Source organism: Kutzneria sp. 744 (genome assembly GCF_000568255.1).
In the GTDB taxonomy this organism is placed as follows: Bacteria; Actinomycetota; Actinomycetes; order Mycobacteriales; family Pseudonocardiaceae; genus Kutzneria.
Genome location: NZ_KK037166.1, coordinates 10,556,340 through 10,578,171 on the forward strand (window position 1 = coordinate 10,556,340; position 21,832 = coordinate 10,578,171).

Annotated in this window: 12 protein-coding genes and 1 pseudogene; 9 read left to right on the forward strand and 4 right to left on the reverse strand. The window is 68.8% G+C overall.

The window, feature by feature from the left end:
• Positions 1 to 13: 13 nt before the first annotated feature.
• From KUTG_RS47925 to KUTG_RS47940, 4 genes are all read right to left on the reverse strand, one after another.
• On the reverse strand, positions 14 to 2,521 hold the full coding sequence (locus KUTG_RS47925; RefSeq protein WP_052396302.1) for a non-ribosomal peptide synthetase: 2,508 nt from the start codon (positions 2,519 to 2,521) through the stop codon (positions 14 to 16).
• 21 nt (positions 2,522 to 2,542) lie between these two features.
• The gene (locus KUTG_RS47930; RefSeq protein WP_084580705.1) at positions 2,543 to 5,098 is read right to left on the reverse strand and encodes a Pls/PosA family non-ribosomal peptide synthetase; all 2,556 of its coding nucleotides are present in this window, start codon (positions 5,096 to 5,098) and stop codon (positions 2,543 to 2,545) included.
• Between the two features lie 155 nt (positions 5,099 to 5,253).
• Entirely contained in the window at positions 5,254 to 8,580 is a 3,327-nt protein-coding gene (locus tag KUTG_RS47935; protein WP_369794605.1) for a WD40 repeat domain-containing protein, read from the reverse strand.
• Positions 8,581 to 8,710: 130 nt separating this feature from the next.
• Complete coding sequence (locus KUTG_RS47940) at positions 8,711 to 9,277, reverse strand: helix-turn-helix domain-containing protein (protein ID WP_043726621.1); 567 nt, start codon at positions 9,275 to 9,277, stop codon at positions 8,711 to 8,713.
• Positions 9,278 to 9,533: 256 nt separating this feature from the next.
• On the opposite strand from KUTG_RS47940, the gene KUTG_RS47945 reads away from it, so the two are divergent.
• From KUTG_RS47945 to KUTG_RS47980, 9 genes and pseudogenes are all read left to right on the forward strand, one after another.
• On the forward strand, positions 9,534 to 10,637 hold the full coding sequence (locus KUTG_RS47945) for a PLP-dependent cysteine synthase family protein (protein WP_043733340.1): 1,104 nt from the start codon (positions 9,534 to 9,536) through the stop codon (positions 10,635 to 10,637).
• Positions 10,631 to 11,902: an MFS transporter gene (locus KUTG_RS47950; RefSeq protein WP_198047606.1), complete on the forward strand. Its 1,272-nt coding sequence runs from the start codon at positions 10,631 to 10,633 to the stop codon at positions 11,900 to 11,902. The genes KUTG_RS47945 and KUTG_RS47950 overlap by 7 nt, the downstream gene beginning before the upstream one ends.
• A 15-nt stretch (positions 11,903 to 11,917) precedes the next feature.
• Positions 11,918 to 12,976 (forward strand): PLP-dependent cysteine synthase family protein, encoded by a 1,059-nt coding sequence (locus KUTG_RS47955; RefSeq protein WP_052396305.1) that lies wholly within the window; start codon positions 11,918 to 11,920, stop codon positions 12,974 to 12,976.
• Positions 12,977 to 13,222: 246 nt separating this feature from the next.
• Positions 13,223 to 13,576 (forward strand): hypothetical protein, encoded by a 354-nt coding sequence (locus tag KUTG_RS47960; protein WP_232241338.1) that lies wholly within the window; start codon positions 13,223 to 13,225, stop codon positions 13,574 to 13,576.
• Positions 13,577 to 13,659: 83 nt separating this feature from the next.
• Positions 13,660 to 16,554 carry a helix-turn-helix transcriptional regulator gene (locus KUTG_RS47965; RefSeq protein WP_232241339.1) on the forward strand — a complete coding sequence of 965 codons (2,895 nt, stop codon included), beginning with the start codon at positions 13,660 to 13,662 and terminating at the stop codon, positions 16,552 to 16,554.
• Between the two features lie 1,272 nt (positions 16,555 to 17,826).
• Positions 17,827 to 18,030, forward strand: a pseudogene (locus tag KUTG_RS66845) (response regulator transcription factor); the annotation flags it as partial.
• The gene (locus KUTG_RS47975; protein WP_043726624.1) at positions 18,030 to 20,387 is read left to right on the forward strand and encodes an ATP-binding protein; all 2,358 of its coding nucleotides are present in this window, start codon (positions 18,030 to 18,032) and stop codon (positions 20,385 to 20,387) included. The pseudogene KUTG_RS66845 and the gene KUTG_RS47975, both read left to right, overlap by 1 nt.
• A gap of 329 nt (positions 20,388 to 20,716) precedes the next feature.
• Complete coding sequence (locus KUTG_RS59980) at positions 20,717 to 21,025, forward strand: hypothetical protein (protein ID WP_157495320.1); 309 nt, start codon at positions 20,717 to 20,719, stop codon at positions 21,023 to 21,025.
• Positions 21,022 to 21,832 (forward strand): AMP-binding protein (locus KUTG_RS47980; RefSeq protein ID WP_232241554.1); only part of this gene is annotated, 811 nt, incomplete at its 3' end. The genes KUTG_RS59980 and KUTG_RS47980, both read left to right, overlap by 4 nt.

Below are 21,832 nucleotides of genomic sequence, written 5' to 3' on the forward strand. Positions count from 1 at the left end.
TAGGGGTTGGTGTTCACGAGGAAGCCAGCGGGACGGCCTGCGCCGCCTCGGTCGGACGGTGCGCGGTGGACCTGCCGTCGACCAGTCCGGCCAGATCGGCGAGGATCGGGTGCCGGCTGAGGTCAGCGGGGGACACCGCGCGGTCGAGGGCGATCGCCAGCTTCACCGCCGACAGCGACGTGCCGCCCCGGTCGAAGAAGTGGTCCCACCGGCCGATCTGGTCGGCGTGCACACCGAGCACCTCCGACCATGCGGCCGCCAGCCGCTGCTCGGTCCGCGTGCTCGGCGCCTGGGGTTTCCGCTCTGTGTCGTCGTCGCCGGCGAGTGCCGTCAGCGTCGTTCTGTCGATCTTGCCGTTGGGGGTCAGCGGCAGATTTTCCCGCCAGTGGAAGGCCGACGGGACCATGTACCCGGGCAGCGATTCCGTCATCCGGTCCCGCAGGACGTCGGCCGCCAGCGGCCGCCGCCCGGAGTAGAAGGCCACCAGGCGCCTGCTCCGGTCCGACGGCTGCGCGACCACCACCGCGCCGTCCCGGACACCGGGCACCCGCGACAGGGCGTTCTCGACCTCGCCGATCTCGATCCGGAAACCGGAGATCTTGACCTGGTTGTCCCTGCGGCCGAGGAACTCCAGCTTTCCGTCGGCCAGCCAGCGGCCGTAGTCGCCACTGCGACAGACGCGCCGGCCCGGGCGATGCGGGTCGGCCATGAAGACCCCGCGGCTGCGCTCGGGATCGTTGACATACCCGCGGCCGACGCAGACCCCGGAGAAGACGATCACGCCGGGCGCGCCCAGCGGCACCGGTGACAGGTGTTCGTCGACGACGTGGACACCGACGTTGTCGATGGGACGACCGAGCGGGACCTGGTCCCGGTCCGGTGCCCGGTCCATGACCTCGTGGACGGCGTCGTCCGAGGTCTCGGTCAGCCCGTACGTGTTGACCAGCTTGATCCCGGGCTGCGCGGCGAACCAGCGGCGCACGAGTTCCATCTTCAGGAAGTCACCGGTGGGCGACACCGTATGCAGGTCCGGCAGTTCACGAGGGTGCTGCTCCAGATAGGACAGTACGATGTCCAGATAGGACGGCACGACCTGGAGCACGGCGGCCCGGCCGTCGACGATCGTGTCGACGAACCGCTCGACGTCCAGGATCACCTCCTGCTCGACCAGCAGGGTCCGCCCGCCGACCAGAAGCGCGGCGACCAGTTGCCACACCGAGATGTCGAAGCACTGGGGTCCGGTCTGGGGGACGACCGCACCCTCGCCGATCTCCAGATCGGCGATCTTGGCGTGGATGTGGTTGAGCATGCCCGCGTGCTCGCACATCACACCCTTGGGCGTGCCCGTGGAGCCCGAGGTGAACAGGACGTAGGCGAGCTGGTCCGCCGCGACGCTGACGCCGAGATCGCCGCCGGCGTGATCCTCCTCGTACGCCGTGTCGATGTGGAGTTTCCGAACGCCGGGCAGGGTGTCGAGGGCCGCGTCGAGCGTGGTGGTGCTGCCGCGTTCGGTCAGCACGAGGCCGCACTCGGCAAGGGAGAGCGCGGTCGCGATGCGACCGGCCGGGAAACGCGGCTCGATGGGCAGGTACACGCCGCCGGCCTTGAAGATCGCGATGACGGCGGCCATCCAGTCCAGGTTGCGTTCGGTCACCACCGCGACGACGCCCTCACGGCGCAGGCCGCGCGCCAGCAGGGCGCGTCCCAGCCGGTTGGCACGGGCATTGAGCTGCCGGTAGGTCCACTGCCGGTCGCCGTGCACGGCCGCGATCGCGTCGGGGTGCATCCGCACCCGCTGCTCGAATAGCTCGTGCACGCGGCGGTTGGGCAGGTCCCGGCGAGTCCCGGCGAGCCCGTCGAGTTGGAAGCGGAGTTCCTCGGCGGACAGCAGGCTCTGCCGGCGGTGCTCGGCGTCCGGATCGGCGGCGAGCAGCGCGAGTGCGCGGTGGTGGTAGCCGGCGATTCTGGCGGCGTGGTCGGCGTCGAGCACGTCGGTCCGGTACCGCAGCCGCAGCTCGAGTTGACCGCCGCACCGCGAGATTCCCACCCACAGCACGGTTTCCTCGGCGAGATCACCGCCGATGCCGGCCGGATCGAACACCACCTCGAACGGCGGCCCGGCCACGCCCAACTCGCGACCGAGCTCGTCGACCGGAAAGTCGCTGTGCGACAGCAGTTCCGACTCGACGCGATGGACGTCACGCACCACGGCCCGCCACGAGTCGGGCTCGGTCGTCAGCCGGCAGGGCAGCGGTCGGCCGCCCGTCGTGGGGACGTGGCCGGTCACGACCTCGCGTTCGCCGGACAGCGCGGAAAGCACCTTGGCGTGAGCCGCCAGCAACGCCGATTCCAACGACACTGCCCACTCGTCCGCCAGCCGGCACAACGCAGTCGTGACGTCGTCGGGAACAACCGAGCCATGCGCGGCAACCCCCGGCGTCGGATCGAGGGTCCACCGCGGAATCGTGGTGGATCCGCCGGCGCGGAGCACACCGCGCCAGAACTCCGCTGACGTGTCCATCGAGTTCCTCCTCAGCTGGTGCTACTTGTCGCCGGCCAGAGCGGCGCCGACGCTGTCGTCGCTGTCCCGGTGGACCTGGGAATCGGCCGTGGCGTCGGGCATCTCGCGGGCCGGGTTTCCGCCCCAGCGGGCGTGTGGCGGGACTTCCTCGCCCTTCATCAGGAAGGAGTCGGGGGCGAGCACCGCGCCGTCGCCCATCGTCACGCCGTAGTGGACAAGGGCGCCGACCCCGATGGTGCAGCCGGATCCGACGGTGGTGCGGTCGGACTTGAAGACGTAGTCCTCCTGCGAGTGGCACTGGATGAACGAGCCGGCGTTGAGGGTGACGTCGTCGCCGATCGTCACCATGTTCTTCTCGGACATGCCGCAGCCGTCGTCGAAGAGCCGCCGGCCGAGCCGGACGCCCACCATGCGCCAGAACCACGACTGGAGCGGCGTGCCGATGAAGGCCGCCTGCAGCCCCGGCCCCGTCTGCATCTTGAAGAAGCGCTCCGACCGCCAGAAGTCGATGTGATAGATCGAGCAGTACTTCGGCCGCATTCCCCGGAATCCCGTGGACGCGCGCTCCACCATCGCGACGTAGACCAGGGTGAACAGGAGCAGGAGCACTTCGGACAGCGCGATCGCCGACGCGCCGAACGAGGGGCGCAGGCTCGCGGCGAGGAAGCCGGCCAACGTGAGCCCGAAGGTGTAGCCCCACCGAGCCAGCAGCCAGTACCCCATGGTGCGGAGGTTGTGCCTGTTCTTGGCCGCGAGCTGGCGGCGGGACTCGTCGCCGGCGGCGAGGTGGTTGAGCCTGGCGTCGCGGTCGACCGTGCGCGGGATCTCGAAGCTGGGCGACCCCAGGAGCCCGACGCCCTCCCGGATCTCCCCGTCGATCGGGACGAGGACCTTGGTCGCGAGTAGACAGTTGTCGCCCGTCCGGCCCCGCGCGGGATAGACGATGTCGTTCCCGAGGAAGTTGTTCGGGCCGATCGACGCCCGGGACACGCGGAAGGACGTGCTGGAGTAGTCCGCATTGGCGATCGACAGCCCACTGGCGATGACCGTTCCACTGCCGACGGAGCTCAGGTAGGGGTTCTCGTGCTTGACCTGCGAGCCGAAGTTGGACCCGGTCTGCACCACGGGGGAGAGACGGTAGCCGAGGCAACGCAGGTAGTGGACGATGTAGGAACTGTCGCCGAAGAGCTCGACGAAGAACCTCCTGTTGGTCAGGCCGACGATCGCCCGGTGGGCCGAATAACGGAATCCGTACAGGCGATGGACCTTGTCCGGCTCGATGACGAGATTGAGCAGGCGGGGGAGGGTGACCACGACGAGGAGGCCGAGGAGCGCGGAACCGAAGAAGAGCACGAGGGATGTCACCAGCGCGACGCCGACGAACGACCAACTCGTGAAGGCCGTCGACCCTGAATCGAACAGTGGCGCGAGCCCCGGGACCTCCTCGAACAGCAGGTCCGTAGCGCCCAGCATCAGCGGCAGGTACAGCAACAGCGCGCTCGCCAGCTGCACAACGGTGTATACGGCCCTTCTCCCAATGCCACAGTCGACCGGTGCGGCTGCCTGGTAGTTCGCTTCGGTCGGCTGCGCGGGGGAGCCGTGCCAGCGCTCGCCCTGGGGTATGCCCTGTCCCGTGTGGAGCGAGGAGACATGGCCTAGCTGGGCCCCGTCGCCGATCGAGGTCTCGATGTCGAGCACCGCCTTCTCACCGACGAACGCGTCCCGCCCGACGGTGATCGCGCCCGTCTGGATCCAGCCGGCGCGGGCCCGATAGCCGGTGAGGTAGGTGTCCTTGCGGATGACCGTGCCGTCGCCGATGGTGAGCAGGTCGGTACACACGGGCGCATGCCGCGAGAGGACCACGACGCCGCGGCCGACCCGCGCACCCAGTGCTCTCAGGTAGAGCACATAGAGCGGCGAACCGGCGAACAGGACCAGTGGGTTCAGCGTGACCAGCGTCTTGACCAGCCAGAACCGGAGGTAGGTCAGGCTCCAGACGCGGATCCGCCGGCGCTTCCACCGACCGATGAGCGCCCATTTCGCCGCGATCGGGAGGGTGCACGCGGCGAAGAAGATCGCGCCCCCGACCAGCACCATGCGCAGATAGTCGTCGAGCAGGTTTCCGCTGGCGGCAACCCACTCGATGGCTTGGTCGAAGCCGAGCGCGACGAGATAGGTGTACCCGAGCAGGAGTAGAACCTGCAGCGTTCCGCAGAGGACGTACTGCCGCGTGCTCGCCGGCGGCCCCACCTCGACGGGTGCCTGGGCCGGCTCGACGGGTGTGTCGCTCGGGGGTGCGAGCGCCGCGGCCAGGCTGGCGATCGTGGGGTGGTGGTAGACGTCCTTCATCGACACCGACGGCAGGTCCGCCCGCTTCCTGACCCGGGCACAGAAATGGGCCATCACCAACGAGTCGGCGCCGAGATCGTCGAAGAAGTGGCTGTCGACCGGCACGTGCTCGACGCGCACGACGTCGGCCAGCACCTCCGCGAGGAGCCCCTCGGCGTCGGTACCGCACCGGATGGTCGACGGTTCGGCCAGATCGGCCGTCAAGGTCTCGACAGACTTGCCCGCCACGTGAGCTCCCTGAACCAGAAGTCGGCAGATTCGCGCAATGTTCGGAAAGGAACGCGACAAGCGTGCGTCGGAGCGCGTGACGGAACATCCGCGAAGTTACCTACACCGGTACGGGTCCGGAGGTGTGGCCGGCCCGGACGGGGCCGGCATGTCACCTAGGCGCAGGGCGGGTTGTAGGGAGCGTCGCCGAAGTAGCGATCCCACTCGTCGTTCGAGACAGGGTTCCGCGTGACGTCGCAAATGTGCTCCGCCACCAGGTCGGTGTCGGTTTCCCACAATCGGGTCGTGTGGTCGTGGGCGACTGTGGCGATGGTGTGGCCGTCCGGACTGAACGCCACGGCGAAAACCGCGGTGAGGTGTTCGGGCGACAAGACGGCCGTCGCGCTGGGATGCTCGGGGTCGGTGACGTCCCACAGCCGGACGGTCCCGTCGACGCCGGTGGAGGCAAGGGTGTCGCCGTCCGGACTGAAGGCAGTGCCGAAGACCATGCCGCTGTGTCCGGTCAGGGACGGCAGCGACCGGGGCTGCTGCGGGTCCCTGACGTCCCAGAGCCGGATCACGCCGTCCCACGTCGCCGTGGCGACGACGTCCCCGTTCGGTGAGAACACGATCGATCGCACCGGTTGGTCCAGGCCGCCGACCGTGCCGACGAGCGTCGGCTTGCGCGGGTTCCTGACGTCCCACAGGCGGGCGGTCTTGTCCCAGCTCGCGGTGGCCAGCAGATGGCCGTCGGGGCTGAAGGTCACGACACGAACGGTTTCGGTGTGCCCCGCCACCGTGCTCAGCAGCGCGGGCGCGTGTGCGTTCCTGACGTCCCAGAGCCGGACGGTGTGGTCGTCGCTCGCCGTGGCCAGAATCTGGCCGTCCGGGCTGAACGCCACCCAGCGGATCTTGCCGTCGTGGCCGGACACGGTCGCTGACAGGCTTGGTCGGCGCGGGTCGGCCACGTCCCACAGGCGGACAGTCCTGTCCCAGCTCGCGGTGGCCAGCATCCGGCCGTTGGGGCTGTAGGCCAACGAGCGAACCGTGTGGGAGTGGCCGGTCGGCGTCGCGGACAACAGGGTCGGCCGACGAGGGTCCGAGACGTCCCGCAGGCGTAGCGAGCGATCGTCACCCGTGGTGGCCAGCACCCGGCCGTCCGGGCTGAACGCGGCAGCATAGACGGCGTCCGCGTGGTCGGCGAGGGCGGGACCGGTGACCTCCCACAGCCGGGCCGTGTTGTCGGCACTGGCCGAGGCCAGGGCACTTCCGTCCCGGCTGAACACCAGTGATGTGATCGCGTCGGTGTGGCCGGTCAGCACCGCGACGGAGCCAGGTTGGTACGGATCGGTCACGTCCCACAGCCGGATCATGCGATCGTCGCCCGCCGTGGCGAGCATGTGGCCGTCCGGGCTCAACGCCACGGTCCCGACCATGCCCTCCGGTCCCGGCACAGTGGCGGCCAGGCCGGCGTGACGTGGATCGGTCACATCCCAGAGCCGCACGGTGCGGTCCTGACCGGCGGTGACCAGCAGCCGTCCGTCCGAACTGAACTCGGCGCCGAGTTGCCCGTTCCCGGCGAGAGAGCCGACCAGCCGAGGACTGGACCGGTCGGCCACGTCCCACAGCCGAACCGTCCGGTCATAGCCCACGGTCGCCACCGTGTCGCCTCGAGGGCTGAAGGCGACCGCGCGGGCGTCGGAATGCCCGCTCGTCCGACCGGAAGGCCTGGGCTGTTGCGGATCGCTGAGATCCCACAGCTGAACCTCGCGGTCGCGGTCCACGGTGGCCAGCACGGCTCCGTTCGGCGCGAAAGCAATCGACCCCACGGCATCCGTGTGGTTGGGAATGGTGCTGAGGTCACGCGGTTCGTGCCGGTCCGCCACGTCCCACAGCCGAACCGTCCCGTCCGTGCTGCCCGTGGCCAGCAGATTCCCGGCCGGGCTGAACGCCGCCGAGCCGACGATGTCATCGGTCCTTCTGGTCACGTCTCTCGTCGCGGCCAGGGGGCTCGGCTGCCACGAGTCACTGAGATCCCACAGGCTGAAGCCACTTCGAGTCGTCGTGGTGAGTGTTCGACCGTCCGGGCTGAGGGCGACTGCGTCCGTGAGATCCGCTCCGCTCGTCACGACCGTGGCCCGTGGCGCGGCCCAGGAACTCAGCAGGCTGCTCCTGGTCTCCACCGTGGGCATGAGGCGATAGGCGGCCAGACTGAGCTGCTCCCCAAGAGCGGGGTTGGCGGCCCGTAGACCGGTGGCCTCGCTGGCCACCTTGCCAGAGATGGCCAGGTTCCGTTGCTCGACGGCGTCTTCCCGGGCGCGTACCGCGTACATGGTCGCCGCGGCCGCGAGAAGGAACAGGACGGTGAGACCGGCGACGAGTCGGCGAAGGCGGCGGGTGCGGTGGCGAGCGGCCTGCTGTTCGTCCTGCTCGAGTTGGATCGAGGCGTCGAGGAACTGGCGAGCCAGTGGGGGCACACCGCCGCCGGAGCCTGCCTCCTGCACCGACTCGCGCACGGCGGCGAGGCGCGGGCCTCGGTAGAGGGTGGCCGGGTGCCGGCCTTCGCGGTCCCAGGCCTCGGCGGCGTCGATGAGCCGTTGGCGGCTGAGCAACCAGGCGCGGTCGTTGTCGATCCAGCTGCGCAGTCTCGGCCAGGCGCGCAGCAGGGCTTCATGGGTGATCTCCACGGAATCGCGGTCCAGCGTGAGCAGCCGGGCCGCGACGAGCGCCTCCATGGCGACGGCGGACGCGGCTTGATTCGACGACTGGCTCAGCAGGCGGTCACGTTCGATGCGGCGGCCGCTGTGCTCGCTGTCTTCGCCGACTCGCACCAGACGCAGCAGCAGGTGCCGGGCTTCCCGCCGTGCGGTGGCGTCCAGGCTGGTGTAGACGCGTTCGGCGGTGGTGGCGACCGCACCATGGATACCGCCGGTGAGCTGGTAGCCGGCCACCGTCAGGCGGTTGCCCTCCCGCTGCTGCCAGGTGGCCAGCAGCGCATGGGACAGCAGCGGCAGGACGCGCGATTCGTAGGTGGCGTGTTCATGGTCGGCGCCGTGCTCGATGCCCAGGTCGCGCAGCAGAATCTCGACCAGGCCGGGTTCGAGTTCGAGTTTGGCGGCTCGCGCCGGACCGCTGATCGCCTCGATGAGTTCCGCTCGGTTCATCGCGGTGACGGCGAACTGGTTGTCCTGGACCGCGCCGAGCAGCTCGGCATGGGTCAGGCAATGGCTGTAGAAGTCGGCACGTACGCCGACCACCACCAGCGCGGCTGCCCGCTGACCGCCGTCGTCGGGACGGGACGCGTCACACAGCGCCCCGATGAACGCCCGGTGCTCGCTGTCGGTCTCGCACAGTGTGAAGACCTCCTCGAACTGATCGACGATCAGCACGAGGCGGCCCTCGCCGGGCCCGAGCGTCATCCGCAGCGTCGAACCCCACCGCCCGGCGTGATGACTCCGTATGCCTGGGTCGTTGGGGCATACGGTCCCGAGCTGGATCTTCAAATACTCGACCCAGGCGCATGGTCCTTGGAAAGTGGGTCGAGGTTAATGGTAATCGAGCGCACTAGCTTGTATCGTCCTCCTGGTTACAAACTGGATGTGGCCTTAATATGGATCCGTAGAGTGGTAATCATCAGTAAACGCCGGCGGGTATCCCCAGCAGCGGGGCCGCGTGCTCGGCCAGCGCGGCCGTCGGGTGCGCGGTCGGGGTCATCACCAGCACCGGCCAGCCGGCCGAACCCGCCGCCGGCAGGGCGCCGGCGGCCAGCGCGGGAATCAGGCCGGCGGACAACAGCGAGGACTTGCCCACCCCGGATGCGCCGAACACGATCAGCGGCTGATCACGGTCTACGCACTCGGTGACCCGGCCGACCAGGGCCGCCGTGCTTCGCGCCCGGCCGAAGAACCATCGGGCGTCCTCGGGGCCGAACGCCGCGAGCCCCGGGTACGGGCACGGGGGCGTGTCCTCGGCCGGCGCCACCAGGCCTGCCAGCGCGCCTTGTGCCCGCAGCACGTCGTCCAATCGGCGGGCAAGGTCCGTCGTCGCCGGCTTGTGACCGTTCTCCACATTGCTGAGATAGCCCCGGCTGTAATGCGTGAGCCCGGACAACTGGGACAGTGACAGTCCTTGCGTGTGACGCAGCCGCCGCAGCGCGGCCGCGAAGCCCTGTGCCTTTCTCGAGCCGTTCTCGCTGTTCATGGCCTGTATCCCCCACGGTCATCGGGCAGGGATACGGGAAACTTCTCCACACGGTCGCCGCGTTCGCGAAAACTCGGTGCCGGTGCGGGACAAGCTGACACGTATCCAGTTGTGGTCTCATCCCGCCGGCGGGTGCCAGGGGGACCCGCCGCCGGGGAATTTTACGTGCGGGTATGCGGAAAGGGCGTGCCATGGTCATGACAGTGTCCACTGCTGGACAAGCGCGCTTGTGCTTGTCCAGAAAGGGTTTCGGACGTTGAACGGATTGCCGGGGCGTCCACCGGGGGCGGCCAGGTGCGCGGATCTCGCCTCGACCGTGGGAAACACGCCGGTACTGTGGATCGACACCCCGTTCACGTCGGACAAACGAGGGTTCTGGGCAAAGCTGGAGGGGGTCAATCCCGGTGGGATGAAAGACCGGCCCGCCCTGCACATGATCGCACGTGCGCGTGAGCGTGGTGACCTCGCGCCCGGCTCGATGATCATCGAGTCGAGTAGCGGTTCGTTCGGCCTGGGCCTGGGGTTGGCGGGAATCGCCTTCGGTCACCCGGTGACGGTCGTGACGGATGCCGAAATGGAGCCGATCGTTCGGCGCATGCTCGGCGCTCTGGGTGTGCGGGTGGAGGTGGTTCGCGAGCCCTGTCCGGTCGGGGGATGGCAACGGGCTCGGCGCGACCGGGTGCGGGAACTGATGGCCGCGTGCCCGGGCGCGTACAACCCGGACCAGTACGACAATCCCGACCACGCCGCGGGGTACGCGACCCTCGCCTGGGAATTGGTGGCGCAGCTCGGCCGGATCGACGTGCTGGTGTGTTCGGTCGGCACGGGTGGTCACTCCGCCGGCGTCACCCGGGTGCTTCGGACATACTTCCCGCATCTGCGGTTGGTCGGTGTGGACACGGTGGGATCGACGATCTTCGGCCAGCCCGCCTGGCGGCGCCTGATGCGCGGCCTCGGGTCGAGTGTCTATCCACGCAACGTGGACTACGCCAGCTTCGACGAGGTGCACTGGGTCGCGCCGGCCGAGGCGGTGTGGTCGTGCCGGCAGCTGGCCGGCGCTCGGTACGTCTGCGGCGGCTGGAGTGTCGGCGCGGTGGCCCTCGTTGCGGGGTGGATCGCCCGGACACAGCCACTGGATCTGCGGGTGGTGGCGATCTTCCCGGATGGTCCGATGCGCTATTTCGACACCGTCTACAACGACGACTACTGCGGGCGCCATGGGCTGCTCGACGCGCCACCGGCCGCCCAGCCGGACGAGATACCCGACCCTTCGGCCCGCGAAGTCACCTCCTGGACGCGTTGCCGACGTGTGGTGGATCCGCTCACCCGGCCGGAGCGCGGCGAGGCGAGACGGTGCTGAGCGCGAGCCGATCCGTCCGGTCGCTGTCCCGCACCGCGCAGTTGTTGCTGCTGAACCAGTTCGGCGTCAACCTCGGCTTCTATCTGCTGATTCCGTATCTGGCCACGCATCTACGGGAGAACCTGCACCTGTCGACGGGCGTCATCGGGGCGGTCATCGGCGCGCGCAGTCTCAGCCAGCAAGGGCTCACCCTGTTCGGTGGGTCTGCGGCGGATCGCATCGGCTGCCGACCGGTGATCATCGTCGGATGTGCGCTTCGAACAGTCGGATTCGCGGCGTTCGCGTTCGTGGACAGCCTGCCCGGGCTGTTCGCCGCGACACTCGTGACCGGTGTCGCGGGCGCGATGTTCAGCCCGGCCGCGCGGGCATACCTGGCGCACGAGTCCGGCGACCAGCGGCTGCGGGCGTTCGCATTGCTCAACGTCGCCGGCGAGGCCGGAGCGCTGCTCGGCCCGCTGCTGGGCGGCGTGCTGCTCGCAGTGGAGTTCCCCGCCGTGGCGATCACGGCGGCAGCTGTCTTCGCTCTGCTGACCACTGCCCAGGTTGTCGTGCTGCCCGCTCGTGCACCGCGACCCTCGGGGCAGTCAGTGCTGGTGGATTGGCGAGAACTGAGCACCAATCGGCGCTTCCTGCTCTTCATCTGCGCCACGTCCGGCGTGTTCGTGCTGTACAGCCAGCTCTACCTGACGCTGCCGCTGGAGGCCAGCCGTGTGTCCGGAGTGGACAGCACGGTCGCGGTGCTGTTCATCGCCTCCACCCTTGTCACCCTTGGCCTGCAGATTCGTGTCACCAACTGGTGCCAGCGGCACTGGGAGCCGACAACGGCCATTGGCGTCGGGCTGACACTGTGCGGCCTGGCCTTCGCCCCGCTCGCTGTCACCGGCTCTTTGCAGCCGACCGCCGCCGGCGCCCACGACCGCGGGACAGCGGCCGTGCTGCTGTCCTTGCCTGCGGTCGCCCCGGTGATAGCGGCAACGATCGTGTTGACCCTTGGCGTTGCCGTGGCGCAGCCGTTTGTCCTGGATCTCGCTCCGGCATTCGGGTGTAGCGAGCTGACCGGCACGTATCTCGGTGCCTACGCCATGGCCGCCGGGATGGCCGGCGCGATCGGCAACACCGCCGTCGGTTACGTCACCGATCTGAGCATCTGGCTGGACATGCCGTGGCTGCCCTGGCTGTTGCTCGTCGGCGATGGGCTCGCCTGCGCCGTCCTGATCGGCGTATTGCGCACCCGCGAGGCGTTTCCTCCTCGAGACCGCTCGTGACAAGGAAGGGGGCCAATGCGTTACGACACCATCCTCGATGCCATCGGCAACACGCCGATGGTGCGTCTTCATCGGCTCACCGAGTCGACCGACGCGGCGGTGTGGGTCAAGCTCGAATGCCTCAACCCCGGTGGGAGCGTCAAGGCGCGGCCGGCCCTGGGCATGATCCGTGCGGCACTGCGTTCGGGGGCCCTCACCGAGGACGGCGCCATTGTCGAAGCCACGTCCGGCAACCTGGGCATCGCGCTGGCGATGATCGGCTCCGCGCTCGGCATCCGGGCGAAGATCATGATCGACCCCCGCACGCCGGCGCCGAGCGTGCGGACCATCGCCGCCTACGGCGCAGAACCAGTCCTCGTCGATAATTCCGACGAGCACGGCAAGTACCAGATCCCGCGGATCCAGGCGGCCGAAGCCGTCGGCCGGACTGTCGAGGGCGCTTACGTGCCCAATCAGTGGGACAACCCGGCCAACCCTGCCGCGCACAGCGCGACCGCCTCGGAAATCGTCGACGACCTCGACGGCGAGGTCGACACCATCGTATGCACCACCAGCAGTTGCGGCCAGATCACCGGAATAGGTCGGTGGATCAAACAAACCCACCCCGACTGCCGGATGGTGGCGGTGGACGGCCGAGGCTCGACCGCGATAGGCGGCCCCATGGACCACCATCTTCTGGTCGGTCTCGGTTCCGCGTTCACCCCAGGCAACTTCGACCCCGCAACCGTCGACGAGGCCTACTGGTGCGGTGACACAGAAGCATTCAGCACCTGCCGGCTGCTCGCGAGCAACGAAGGCCTACTGCTCGGCGGCTCGTCAGGCGCCGCTGTCTTCATCGCACTGGCAGTCGCCCAACGACTGGGTCCTCACCACAACGTCGTAGCCGTAGCGCCTGACGGAGGCGATCGCTACCTCGACACCATCTACAACGACACGTGGATTCGAGATCACGACCTCACTCTCGCCTCTACCACGGCCCAGCTCCGTGACCGGCTGACGGGCTACGCCCCGTTCCCCGGCGACCAACTCAAGCCGTGGCGCCACTATCCCGCGGGCCCATCCACCGACACCTGATCCGTGATCGGCAAGAACGGCCCGTCTGCGCATGCTGGCCGGGCCCTCGTCGAAACCCTGGCGACCGGCCACCCCGCTGGTGGGGAACTGTGCCTCGTGGGGCTCGTTTCCCCTGCTTGCGGCCTGTATCCCGACCTGTCGTCCGCGGGAATACGGAGAACCTCTGCCATGCGTCGTCGTGGTGGCGAAAACTCACTGCCACGCCATAGCGAGCGTATCCGGCCTGTGTAAGCGAAAGGATGAGCGATGCGCACCGCAGTGTCCACAACCGCGCCGGCACGTGTGTGCTTGTCCCGGCGTGAGTTCGCCCTGCTTCGAGCCATCGCCGCCAGGCGTGGCGAAATCACCGGTGGCCATGAGCCCGACCTGTTCATCGACGGCCTGGCTTGCTGTGATCAGAGCGCCGCTCATCACCTCGCGCACGCCGGCCTCGTCCATGCCGCGAGTCCGGTGGCGGTGGGGCAGCGCGCTTCCACCGAACTGACCACTGTGGGCCGAGTCGCGCTGGCGACGCTAGCGGGCGGCGAGTGGCCTTCCGACGAGGCCCGAATCGTCGACCTCGATGGTGTTGGCGTTCGGGACTTGAGGGTCGCCGTGTGACCAGGACACGGAGTTGTCGTGATGCGGAGACTTCAGGAGGTGGCATGCGGGTACATGAAGGAGTGGCAAGCGGCGTTGGTCCTTTGGTCGGCAGGCAGTGGGAATTGGCTTACCTGAAGGGGATCCTCGTGGCTGCCGCGGGCGGGAATGCCACTCGGGTGGCGGAGGTGGTGGGCGAGTCGGGTATCGGCAAGTCGCGTTTGTTGGGCGAGTTGGGTGCGGCAGCGGCCCGTGAAGGGTGGACGGTGCTGACCGGCCATGCGTCTGAACCGGATCGAGGCAGCCGATTCGGTGTGTTCGGTGACGCACTCGGTGAGCACATCGCGTTGCTTGACCCGGTCGAGCCGTTGCGACTACGCCTCGGGATCCGTTCGTTGTTGGAGCAATTGGCACCCGGGCGTGGGCTGGTGCTGATACTGGACGATCTGCATTGGGGGGACGAAGCCTCGCTGGAGTTGCTGGGATATCTGGTTCGTCACCCGCCACGAAGACCATTGGTGCTCGCGGTGGCCTACCGTCCCAGTCTGGCGCCCGGCAGGTTGACCACGGTGCTGGCTCAGGCGGAGCGACAGGGCAGGGCCGACCGGGTCGAGCTTGGTCCGCTGGATGTCGAGGCGGTGGCCGAGTTCCTCGGTCCCGATGTCAGCACACGACGGTGCCGGGCCCTGCACGAGGCCAGTGGAGGTTGCCCGTTCTACCTGGCGGCGCTGGCACAGGTTCCCGAGGACCAGCTCCAGACCGAACTGCTGGCCGGGCCACCGCCGGATGGCACCCGGTCGGGCGACGCAGTGATGTCGGTGAAGGATGTCCCCGCTGTCGTCCGGGCGAGCGTGCAGGCCGAGATGGCCGTCCTGCCGGACGGCGTTCGTGTGATCGCTCAAGCGGCGGCGGTGGCCGGTGACCTGTTCGAGCCCGATGTGGTCGCCGCGATCGCCGGGATGAACCGGCAGGACACCGACCGGGCAGTGGACGAGTTGGTGGCCCGTGATCTCATCCGGCCGAAAGGGCGGGGCAGGTTCGGTTACTGGCTGCCGATGATGCGCGCGGCTGCGTACGCCAGCGGAGGTGGTGGCTGGCTGATCCAGGCGCACGCACGAGCCTGGGAGGCGTTGGAGGAGCGGGGGGCCTCGGCGCTCCGGCGGGCGCACCACGTGGAACGGTGCGCGCGGACCGGGGACGAGCGAGCGATCGCCGTGCTGGTCGACGCCGCACGAACGACCGCCGCGCGGGCGCCCGCGAATGCGGCGCACTGGTTGTCTCTCGCACTGGACTTGCTGCCGGACAAGGGTGAGGACGATGCGCGTCGGTTGGAGTTGCTTGCCGACATGGCGACCTTCCTGGGCATGAGCGGCCAGCTGGAGCAGGCCCGCGACGCCCTGCACGAGGTGGTGCGGCTGCTGCCTCGGGACGCAGTGGATCAGCGGGTGCATGCCGTGGGGTTCTGCGCCACCATCGAACACCTCCTGGGCCGCCATGCCGAAGCCGGCGCCTTGCTCCTCGCTGAACTGCACCGGTTGCCCGAGCGCCGCCACGACGGCGGCTCCGAACTGGACGACAGGTTCACTGCGCTGAAGCTGAAGCTCGCCACCGCGAACCTGCTGTGCGGCGATTTCGCCCAGACCCGTACCTGGGTCAGTGCCGCCCGTCGTGCCGTCGGCGGCGCCGGAGACCGTCTCATGTCGGCTGCCGCGACGAGTGTCCTGGCCCTTGCCGACTACGCTGTGGCCGACATTCCGGCCGCACAGCACAACTGCGATAGGGCGGCCGAGCTTGTTGACGGGCTCACCGACGGTGAACTGGCCCGACAACTGGACACTGTGGTCTGGCTGGGCTGGGCTGAACAGTGCCTGGAACGCTACGACCCGGCACGGCGCCATCTCGAACGTGGCCTTTCCCTGTGCCGCGCCACCGGTCAACACCACCTCGTGACCTATCTCCTGGTCGGCCTCGGCAGCACACTGCGGTGGCAAGGACAGTTACGCGAGGCCGCCAACACCGTCGCCGAAGCGCGTGAATCGGGACAACCGGTGCACAGTCCCGCTCTGCGCGCCGCCACGCTGGCCATGCGTTGCCGCATCGCGACCTTCACCGGCGACCCCGACCAGGCCGTGCGCCTGGGCGAAGAAGCGTGCCAGCTGGCCGGACCAGCCGATGACTGGCTGTCGGTGCTGGCCTCAGCGTTCTTCGCACACGCCCGCCTGATGGCAGGCGACCCCCAGGGCTGCGTATCCACCCTGGTCGACGCCGGTGGTGGCGCGGAACTCCCGATGATCCCCAAGCCGGCCCGCCCCGGCTGGTTCGACGTCCTCACCACCGCCGCCCTGGCCCTCGACAACACCCGTGAAGGCGAACAGTGGGCCACGCGCGCCGAAACCACTGCCGCCCACCTCGGCCTGGCCGGGAGCACAGCCTTCGCGCAACTCGCCCGTGCTCGAGTCCAATACGCCACGGGCGACACCGTTGGCGCCGCCGGCACCGCTCACGCGGCCGCCGCCGCCTTCCAACAGACCGGTGAACCCTTCGACGAGGGCTGCGCATGGTTGCTGGCCGGCACAGCCACGGCTCGCACCGGTCCCCGCGCGGAAGCACTGCACGAACTGGAACAGGCCTACGCCCTGTTCGTCCAGTGCCACGCCATCGGCCTGCGCCACCACGCCGCCCGCGAGCTGCGCAAACTCGGCCGTCGGGTCCCCAAGGGCGTCAGCGGACAACGCAATGCCCGCAACGCCCTCGGCGCGGCCGCCCTCACCCGCCGCGAAACCGAAATAGCCCGCTGGGTCACGCAAGGGCTCACCAGCCGGCAGATCGCCACCAAGCTCTACCTCAGCCCGCGCACCGTCGAACACCACGTCGCCAGCATTCGCGCCAAGTTCGGCGTCACCACCCGGGCCGGCGTGGTCACCGCGCTCCTTGTCGCCGAACACACCGAGAGCACCTCTGCGGCGCTTGAGGGTGCGCCCGGTCGCCGCATCTGTTAGCTGAGCGACCCGCGCCCCATTGGGGCACATCGTCATCGCTCCACATCCTCGTGTTCTACCCGACGCCGCCGACTGCCACAGGGCAAAAGTCCCTAGCACAAGAGGACCCGCCGATAGTGCGACGTCCTACTAGTGTCCATATCCGTAGTGCCATTCGACACCCTGTGCTGCACGTTGCATCGATCGACCGCCAACCCATCCTGCTGAGCGGGTCCTCATCCGGTCATGCGGGCGTGTCCGGCAAGGGCACAGGGACCAGGGGCTGGAGGTCGTGAGCTCGTTGTGACAGCCCTGGACGCAATGCCGCGACAGCCGCGGCGGTGCGGGCGCGCTTGCGCGTGGCGATCGAGACGACCGGCGGCATCAGCGCGCCGAGGACGGCGAACGCGGCCGCGAGCACGATCCACTCGTCCTTGCGACGTCGTCCGCCCGGATCGCAACAATCACGCCACGGTGGTCAGTGGTGGCGGCTTGTCGCCCCTGCCTGCGGATCGAATGGCTGCCCGGGGCCCATGCCCGTCAAGATCGATGGTTACGGACGGACTTCTCGGCACCTACAAGCCGGGCCGGGTGGCGTTTGTGGTGCTTGAGGGGGTCTTGGGTGGTGCCTGGCCAGTTCTGGCCAGTGGCGTCATGTCCCCTGGTGTCGGGGGTGTTCCTCTGGTTGAGTGATGCTCAGATCCGGGCACGCTCCCCCCGACGTGCGCCGGGTTTGGCGGGGGTACCGGTCCGACGACATGTGGGTCGGGGGACCGGTACCCATCCGGGGGCGAACGCCCAGGGGCTGGGCGGGCTGCGGCTGGTTGATGGGGGTTCGTGGCCCGGCCGACCGCTCAGTGTCGACCGCTCAGTTCTGGGCGGCGGCAGGACGCGGCGGGCCAGTGCCAGGCACAGCCCTTGGAGGCGGTGGCCGCCCAGCAGCGCGGCCCGGTCCCGGTAGCCGCACCAGCCGGCGCTGCAGCGGTTAACGTGGTTGCTGGGCCTGGGTTCGATCGAGTACCGACGAGCAGCAGCCGTGGGTTGCGGTGTGAAGGTGTCATGTCACCCACCGCTCCGGACAGGGCCGAGAATCTGCCCCTGGAGCTGACCAGCTTTGTTGGCCGTCGGCATGAGGTGGCCGAGGCCAAGCGGGCGCTGTCGGCGTCCCGTCTGGTGACCTTGACCGGGGTCGGGGGTGTCGGCAAGTCACGGCTTGCGCTGCGGGTGGCCACGCAGGTGCAGCGGGCGTTCGATGATGGGGTGTGGCTGCCGGCGCCGTCACCCGTCGATGCCGCGACGACGCTGACCCGTCGTGAGCGGCAGGTCGCCGAGCTGGTCGCCGAGGGTTTGTCCAACAAGGAGATCGCGGCCCGGTTGGTGATCGCCCAGCGCACCGCCGAGGGCCATGTGGAACACGTCCTGGCCAAGCTCGGCTTCACCACACGCACCCGACTGGCCGCGTGGGTCACCGAGCAGCGAGAAGGCCGGGACCAGTGATGGCAGGCGTCGGGTCGGGTCGGGTGGCGGGCAATCTGCCGGGCGAGGTGACCAGCTTCGTGGGCCGCCGCCGCGAGAGCGCCGCGGCCAAGCGGGTGTTGCGGCGCGCGCGGCTGGTCACGCTGACCGGGATGGCCGGGGTCGGTAAGACCCGGCTGGCGGTGCGCGTGGCCGCCCAGCTACGCGATGCCTTCGCGGATGGGGTCTGGCTGGTCGAGTTGGCCGCGCTCACCGACGACGCACTGCTGCCCCAGACGCTCGCCGAGGTCTTGGGGATCCGAGATCAGCACGGACAGCGGTCTGTAATGGCTGTGCTGACCGACTACCTGGCCGACAAACAGCTGCTGCTGGTGCTGGACAGCTGCGAGCATCTGTTGGACTCCTGCGCGGCACTGACCGGCAGACTGCTGGCTGCAGCGTGGGGACTGCGGATCCTGACCACCAGCCGACAAGCCCTGAGCGTGGCCGGGGAGCACCTGCTGGAGGTGCCGCCGCTGTCGGTGCCCGACCCTAACCGGGGGCAGCCGCTGACCACACGCGCCAGCACATGCCATGAGGCGGTGCGCCTGTTCGCCGAGCGTGCGGCGACGGCCCGGCCCGGCTTTGTCGTCAACGCCGCCAACCGGGCGACGATCGCGCGGATCTGCCGTCGGCTGGACGGGATCCCGCTGGCTATCGAGTTGGCGGCGCTGCGGGTCCGGGCACTGTCGGTCAGCGAGATCCTGACCGGGCTGGACGACTACCTGGAATTCCTGGCCGAGGGGAGCCGGGTCGCGGTACCGCGCCTGCAGACGCTGCGTGCCGCGATCGACTGGAGCTTCGCGCTGTGCTCGCCGCTGGAGCAGCTGTTGTGGGCCCGGGCCTCGGTGTTCGTCGGTGGGTTCGATCTGGAGGCGGCCGAGGCGGTCTGCAGCGTGGACCCCATTACGCAACACGAAGTCTTCGATCTGGTGGCCGCCCTGGTCGACAAGTCCGTGCTGACCCGGACGGACTACGGCGCTCCGGCGCGGTATCGGATGCTGGAGGCCATTCGGCAGCACGGCAGGGAACGGCTGGCCGCATCCAGCCAGCAGAGAGTCCAGCGCGCCCGGCACCGCGACCACTACCACCACCTGGCCACCCGGGCGGAGGGGGAGTGGCTGGGCCCCCATGAGTTGGAGTGGTTCGCCTGGCTCCGGCGTGAGCACCCCAACCTGCGGGCCGCGTTGGAGTTCTGTCTGACCGAACCGGGCCAGGCCCGGGCCGGGCTGGAGATCACCACTGCCCTTCTGCATTACTGGGTCCGCTCCTGTTCCCTGGAGGAGGGCCGCCGTTGGCTCCGCCGGGCACTGGAACTGGACCCGCAACCCAGCCTGCAACGGGCCAAGGCTCTGTGGGTCAAGGGCTGGCTCACCCTCCAACATGCCGACATGACCACTGCGCTGTCCCTGCTGGAGCAGGCCCGTGTGCTGGCGCACCAACTCAGCGACGAGTCCGTCCTCGCCTACACCACGCTGTGCCTTGGCACGGCCGCGTTCTTCCAGAACGACCTGAACCACGCGGTCGCGCTCCTGGAGGACGCACTCGCCCACCACCACGCGCTCGGCGACCCGGCCGGCGCCTGGCTCGCCTTGGGTTATCTGGCCCTGGCCACCGCAGTCCTCGGAGAACCGGATCTCTCGGTCGGCTTCAGCCGCGAGCGTCTGGACCTGTGCGACAGCCTGGGCGCGTCCGTGTCCCGGATCTATCCACTGTGGGGGCTCGGCCTCGGAGAGTGGATTTCCGGCGACCGGCAGCAGGGCAGCAGGCTGATCCGGGAAACCATCCCGGCCGCACAGCACTTCGGTGACGAGTGGGCGGTTGCACACTGCCTGGAGACACTGGCCTGGATCGCGGGAGCGGACGGCCTGCACACTCGTGCCGCCTGGCTGCTCGGTGCAACCCACCCGGTCTGGCGATCAACAGGGACACCTCCGTCCGGCCCGAGATACCTCGCCTCCTGGCATGACCAGTGCGAGCGGGGCGCGCGTTCCGTGCTCGGGGACAAGCAGTTCAGTGCGGCTTTCCGGCAGGGCGCCCGGTTCAGCATTGACCATGCCGTCGAGTACGCCCTCGCCGAACCCGGCGAAACGACAACCACGGTTCCGCCGGCCGTGACCCCCAACCACCGACCGGCAATCCTGACCCGCAGGGAACGGCAGGTCGCCGAACTCGCCAGCCAGGTACTGTCCATCAAAGTCATTGCCGCCACGCTGCTCATCGCCCCACGCGCCGCCGAAGGGCACCTGCACCGCATCCTGACCAAACTCGGCCTCACCGACCGCACCCAACTCGCCGCATGGATCACCGAACACCCACCGCCAACGGACAATCAGTAGTGGCGGATACCGATCGCTTCAAGGGTTGCCAGAACTTCATCCTGGTGCGTGTCATCATCCGTGCCATCGACGGCATCCACATCGCCCTCGCCGGCCGTCCCCGGCTCCCCACAACCGCCTGAGTTCACTTCATGCGGTCACACCCGTGAATGGACACATTCTGGGTGGATTGTGACCGTGATCGCCGAACAGGGGGCCATTTCGGTGGCCTCTTGCGAAGAGCTTGTCGTTGGCCAATCCTATTGGTGGGCGTGAGGCGGGCTCTTTTTGGACGGCCGCGACAGGCTGTGGAATGCTCATGCGAGGAAAACGGCGGAAATGGTGGAGACTTGGCCAAGTTGGACTACGAAGTCGGCAAGGATGTTGACAAGAATAATATTTGCGAGCTGCTCAAGACTGCCATCTTCAACATGCTCTACCTATCACATCGCTCTCCGGGCCTCGCTCGGGCGGCTGATAAAGCGCTGAACACCCCTGTCAAGGGTGGCATGTACGTCCGTGCCGGTGCAGGCCATGGTCGACAGGTACGCGTTGCCGAGGCCGGCCGTGGCCGTGATTGCGGGATGGTACGACCGGATCAAGATCTTCCTTGGTGGCGGGTTCGCATGCTGGCGACCATCGGCGGGTGGGCGGGATGAGCCTGCACGCCGCGCTGGAGCGCACGGCTGCGGCCGCGCCGGCCGCGGCCCTGACCTTCGTCAGCGAGCATGAGGAGCTGCGCGTCGACCAGCTCTGTGAGCAGTCGCGGACGATGGCGGGCGCCTTGGCACGCAATGGGATCCGGCAGCGTGACCGGGTCGGTGTGCTGTGCGCCAACGAATCCGCGTTCTTCCGCTGCCTGTTCGCCCTGAGCCGGCTCGGCGCGACCGCGTGCCCGCTGCCGTTGCCGACGACCGGGCGTGACGGCTACGTCGCCAAGATCCGCGGCGTGCTCGCGGTCGCGGACGTCCGGGTGGTGCTGGTCTCCCGCAAGCTGGACAGGCTGCGCCGGCTGATCGGCGACGCGGTCGGCGACGCCCGGGTGATCGTGGTCGACGACCTGCCGGCCGCGGCCGCTGTGGACGGCGTCGACATCGCCGAGCAGGACGACCTGATCGTGCAGTTCACCTCGGGCAGCACCGCCAGCCCCAAGGGCGTCCGGCTCACCCACGCGAACGTGCTCGCCGGCGTCGACGCCATCAGGACCGGCATCGACCTCGGCCGGCCGGGGGACCAGCCGGCGATATGGCTGCCGCTGTTCCACGACATGGGCCTGTTCGGCACGCTCACCGCCCTGCTGACCGGGGTGTCGATGAGCGTCTGGGCGCCGTCGGCGTTCGTGAAGGACCCGGCCCGCTGGCTGCGCGCGATCAGCGACGGCGGGTACACCGCGTGGGCGCTGCCCAACTTTGGCTACGACTACCTGCGCCGGGCTGTGCCGGCCGACGAGGTCGCCGACTACGACC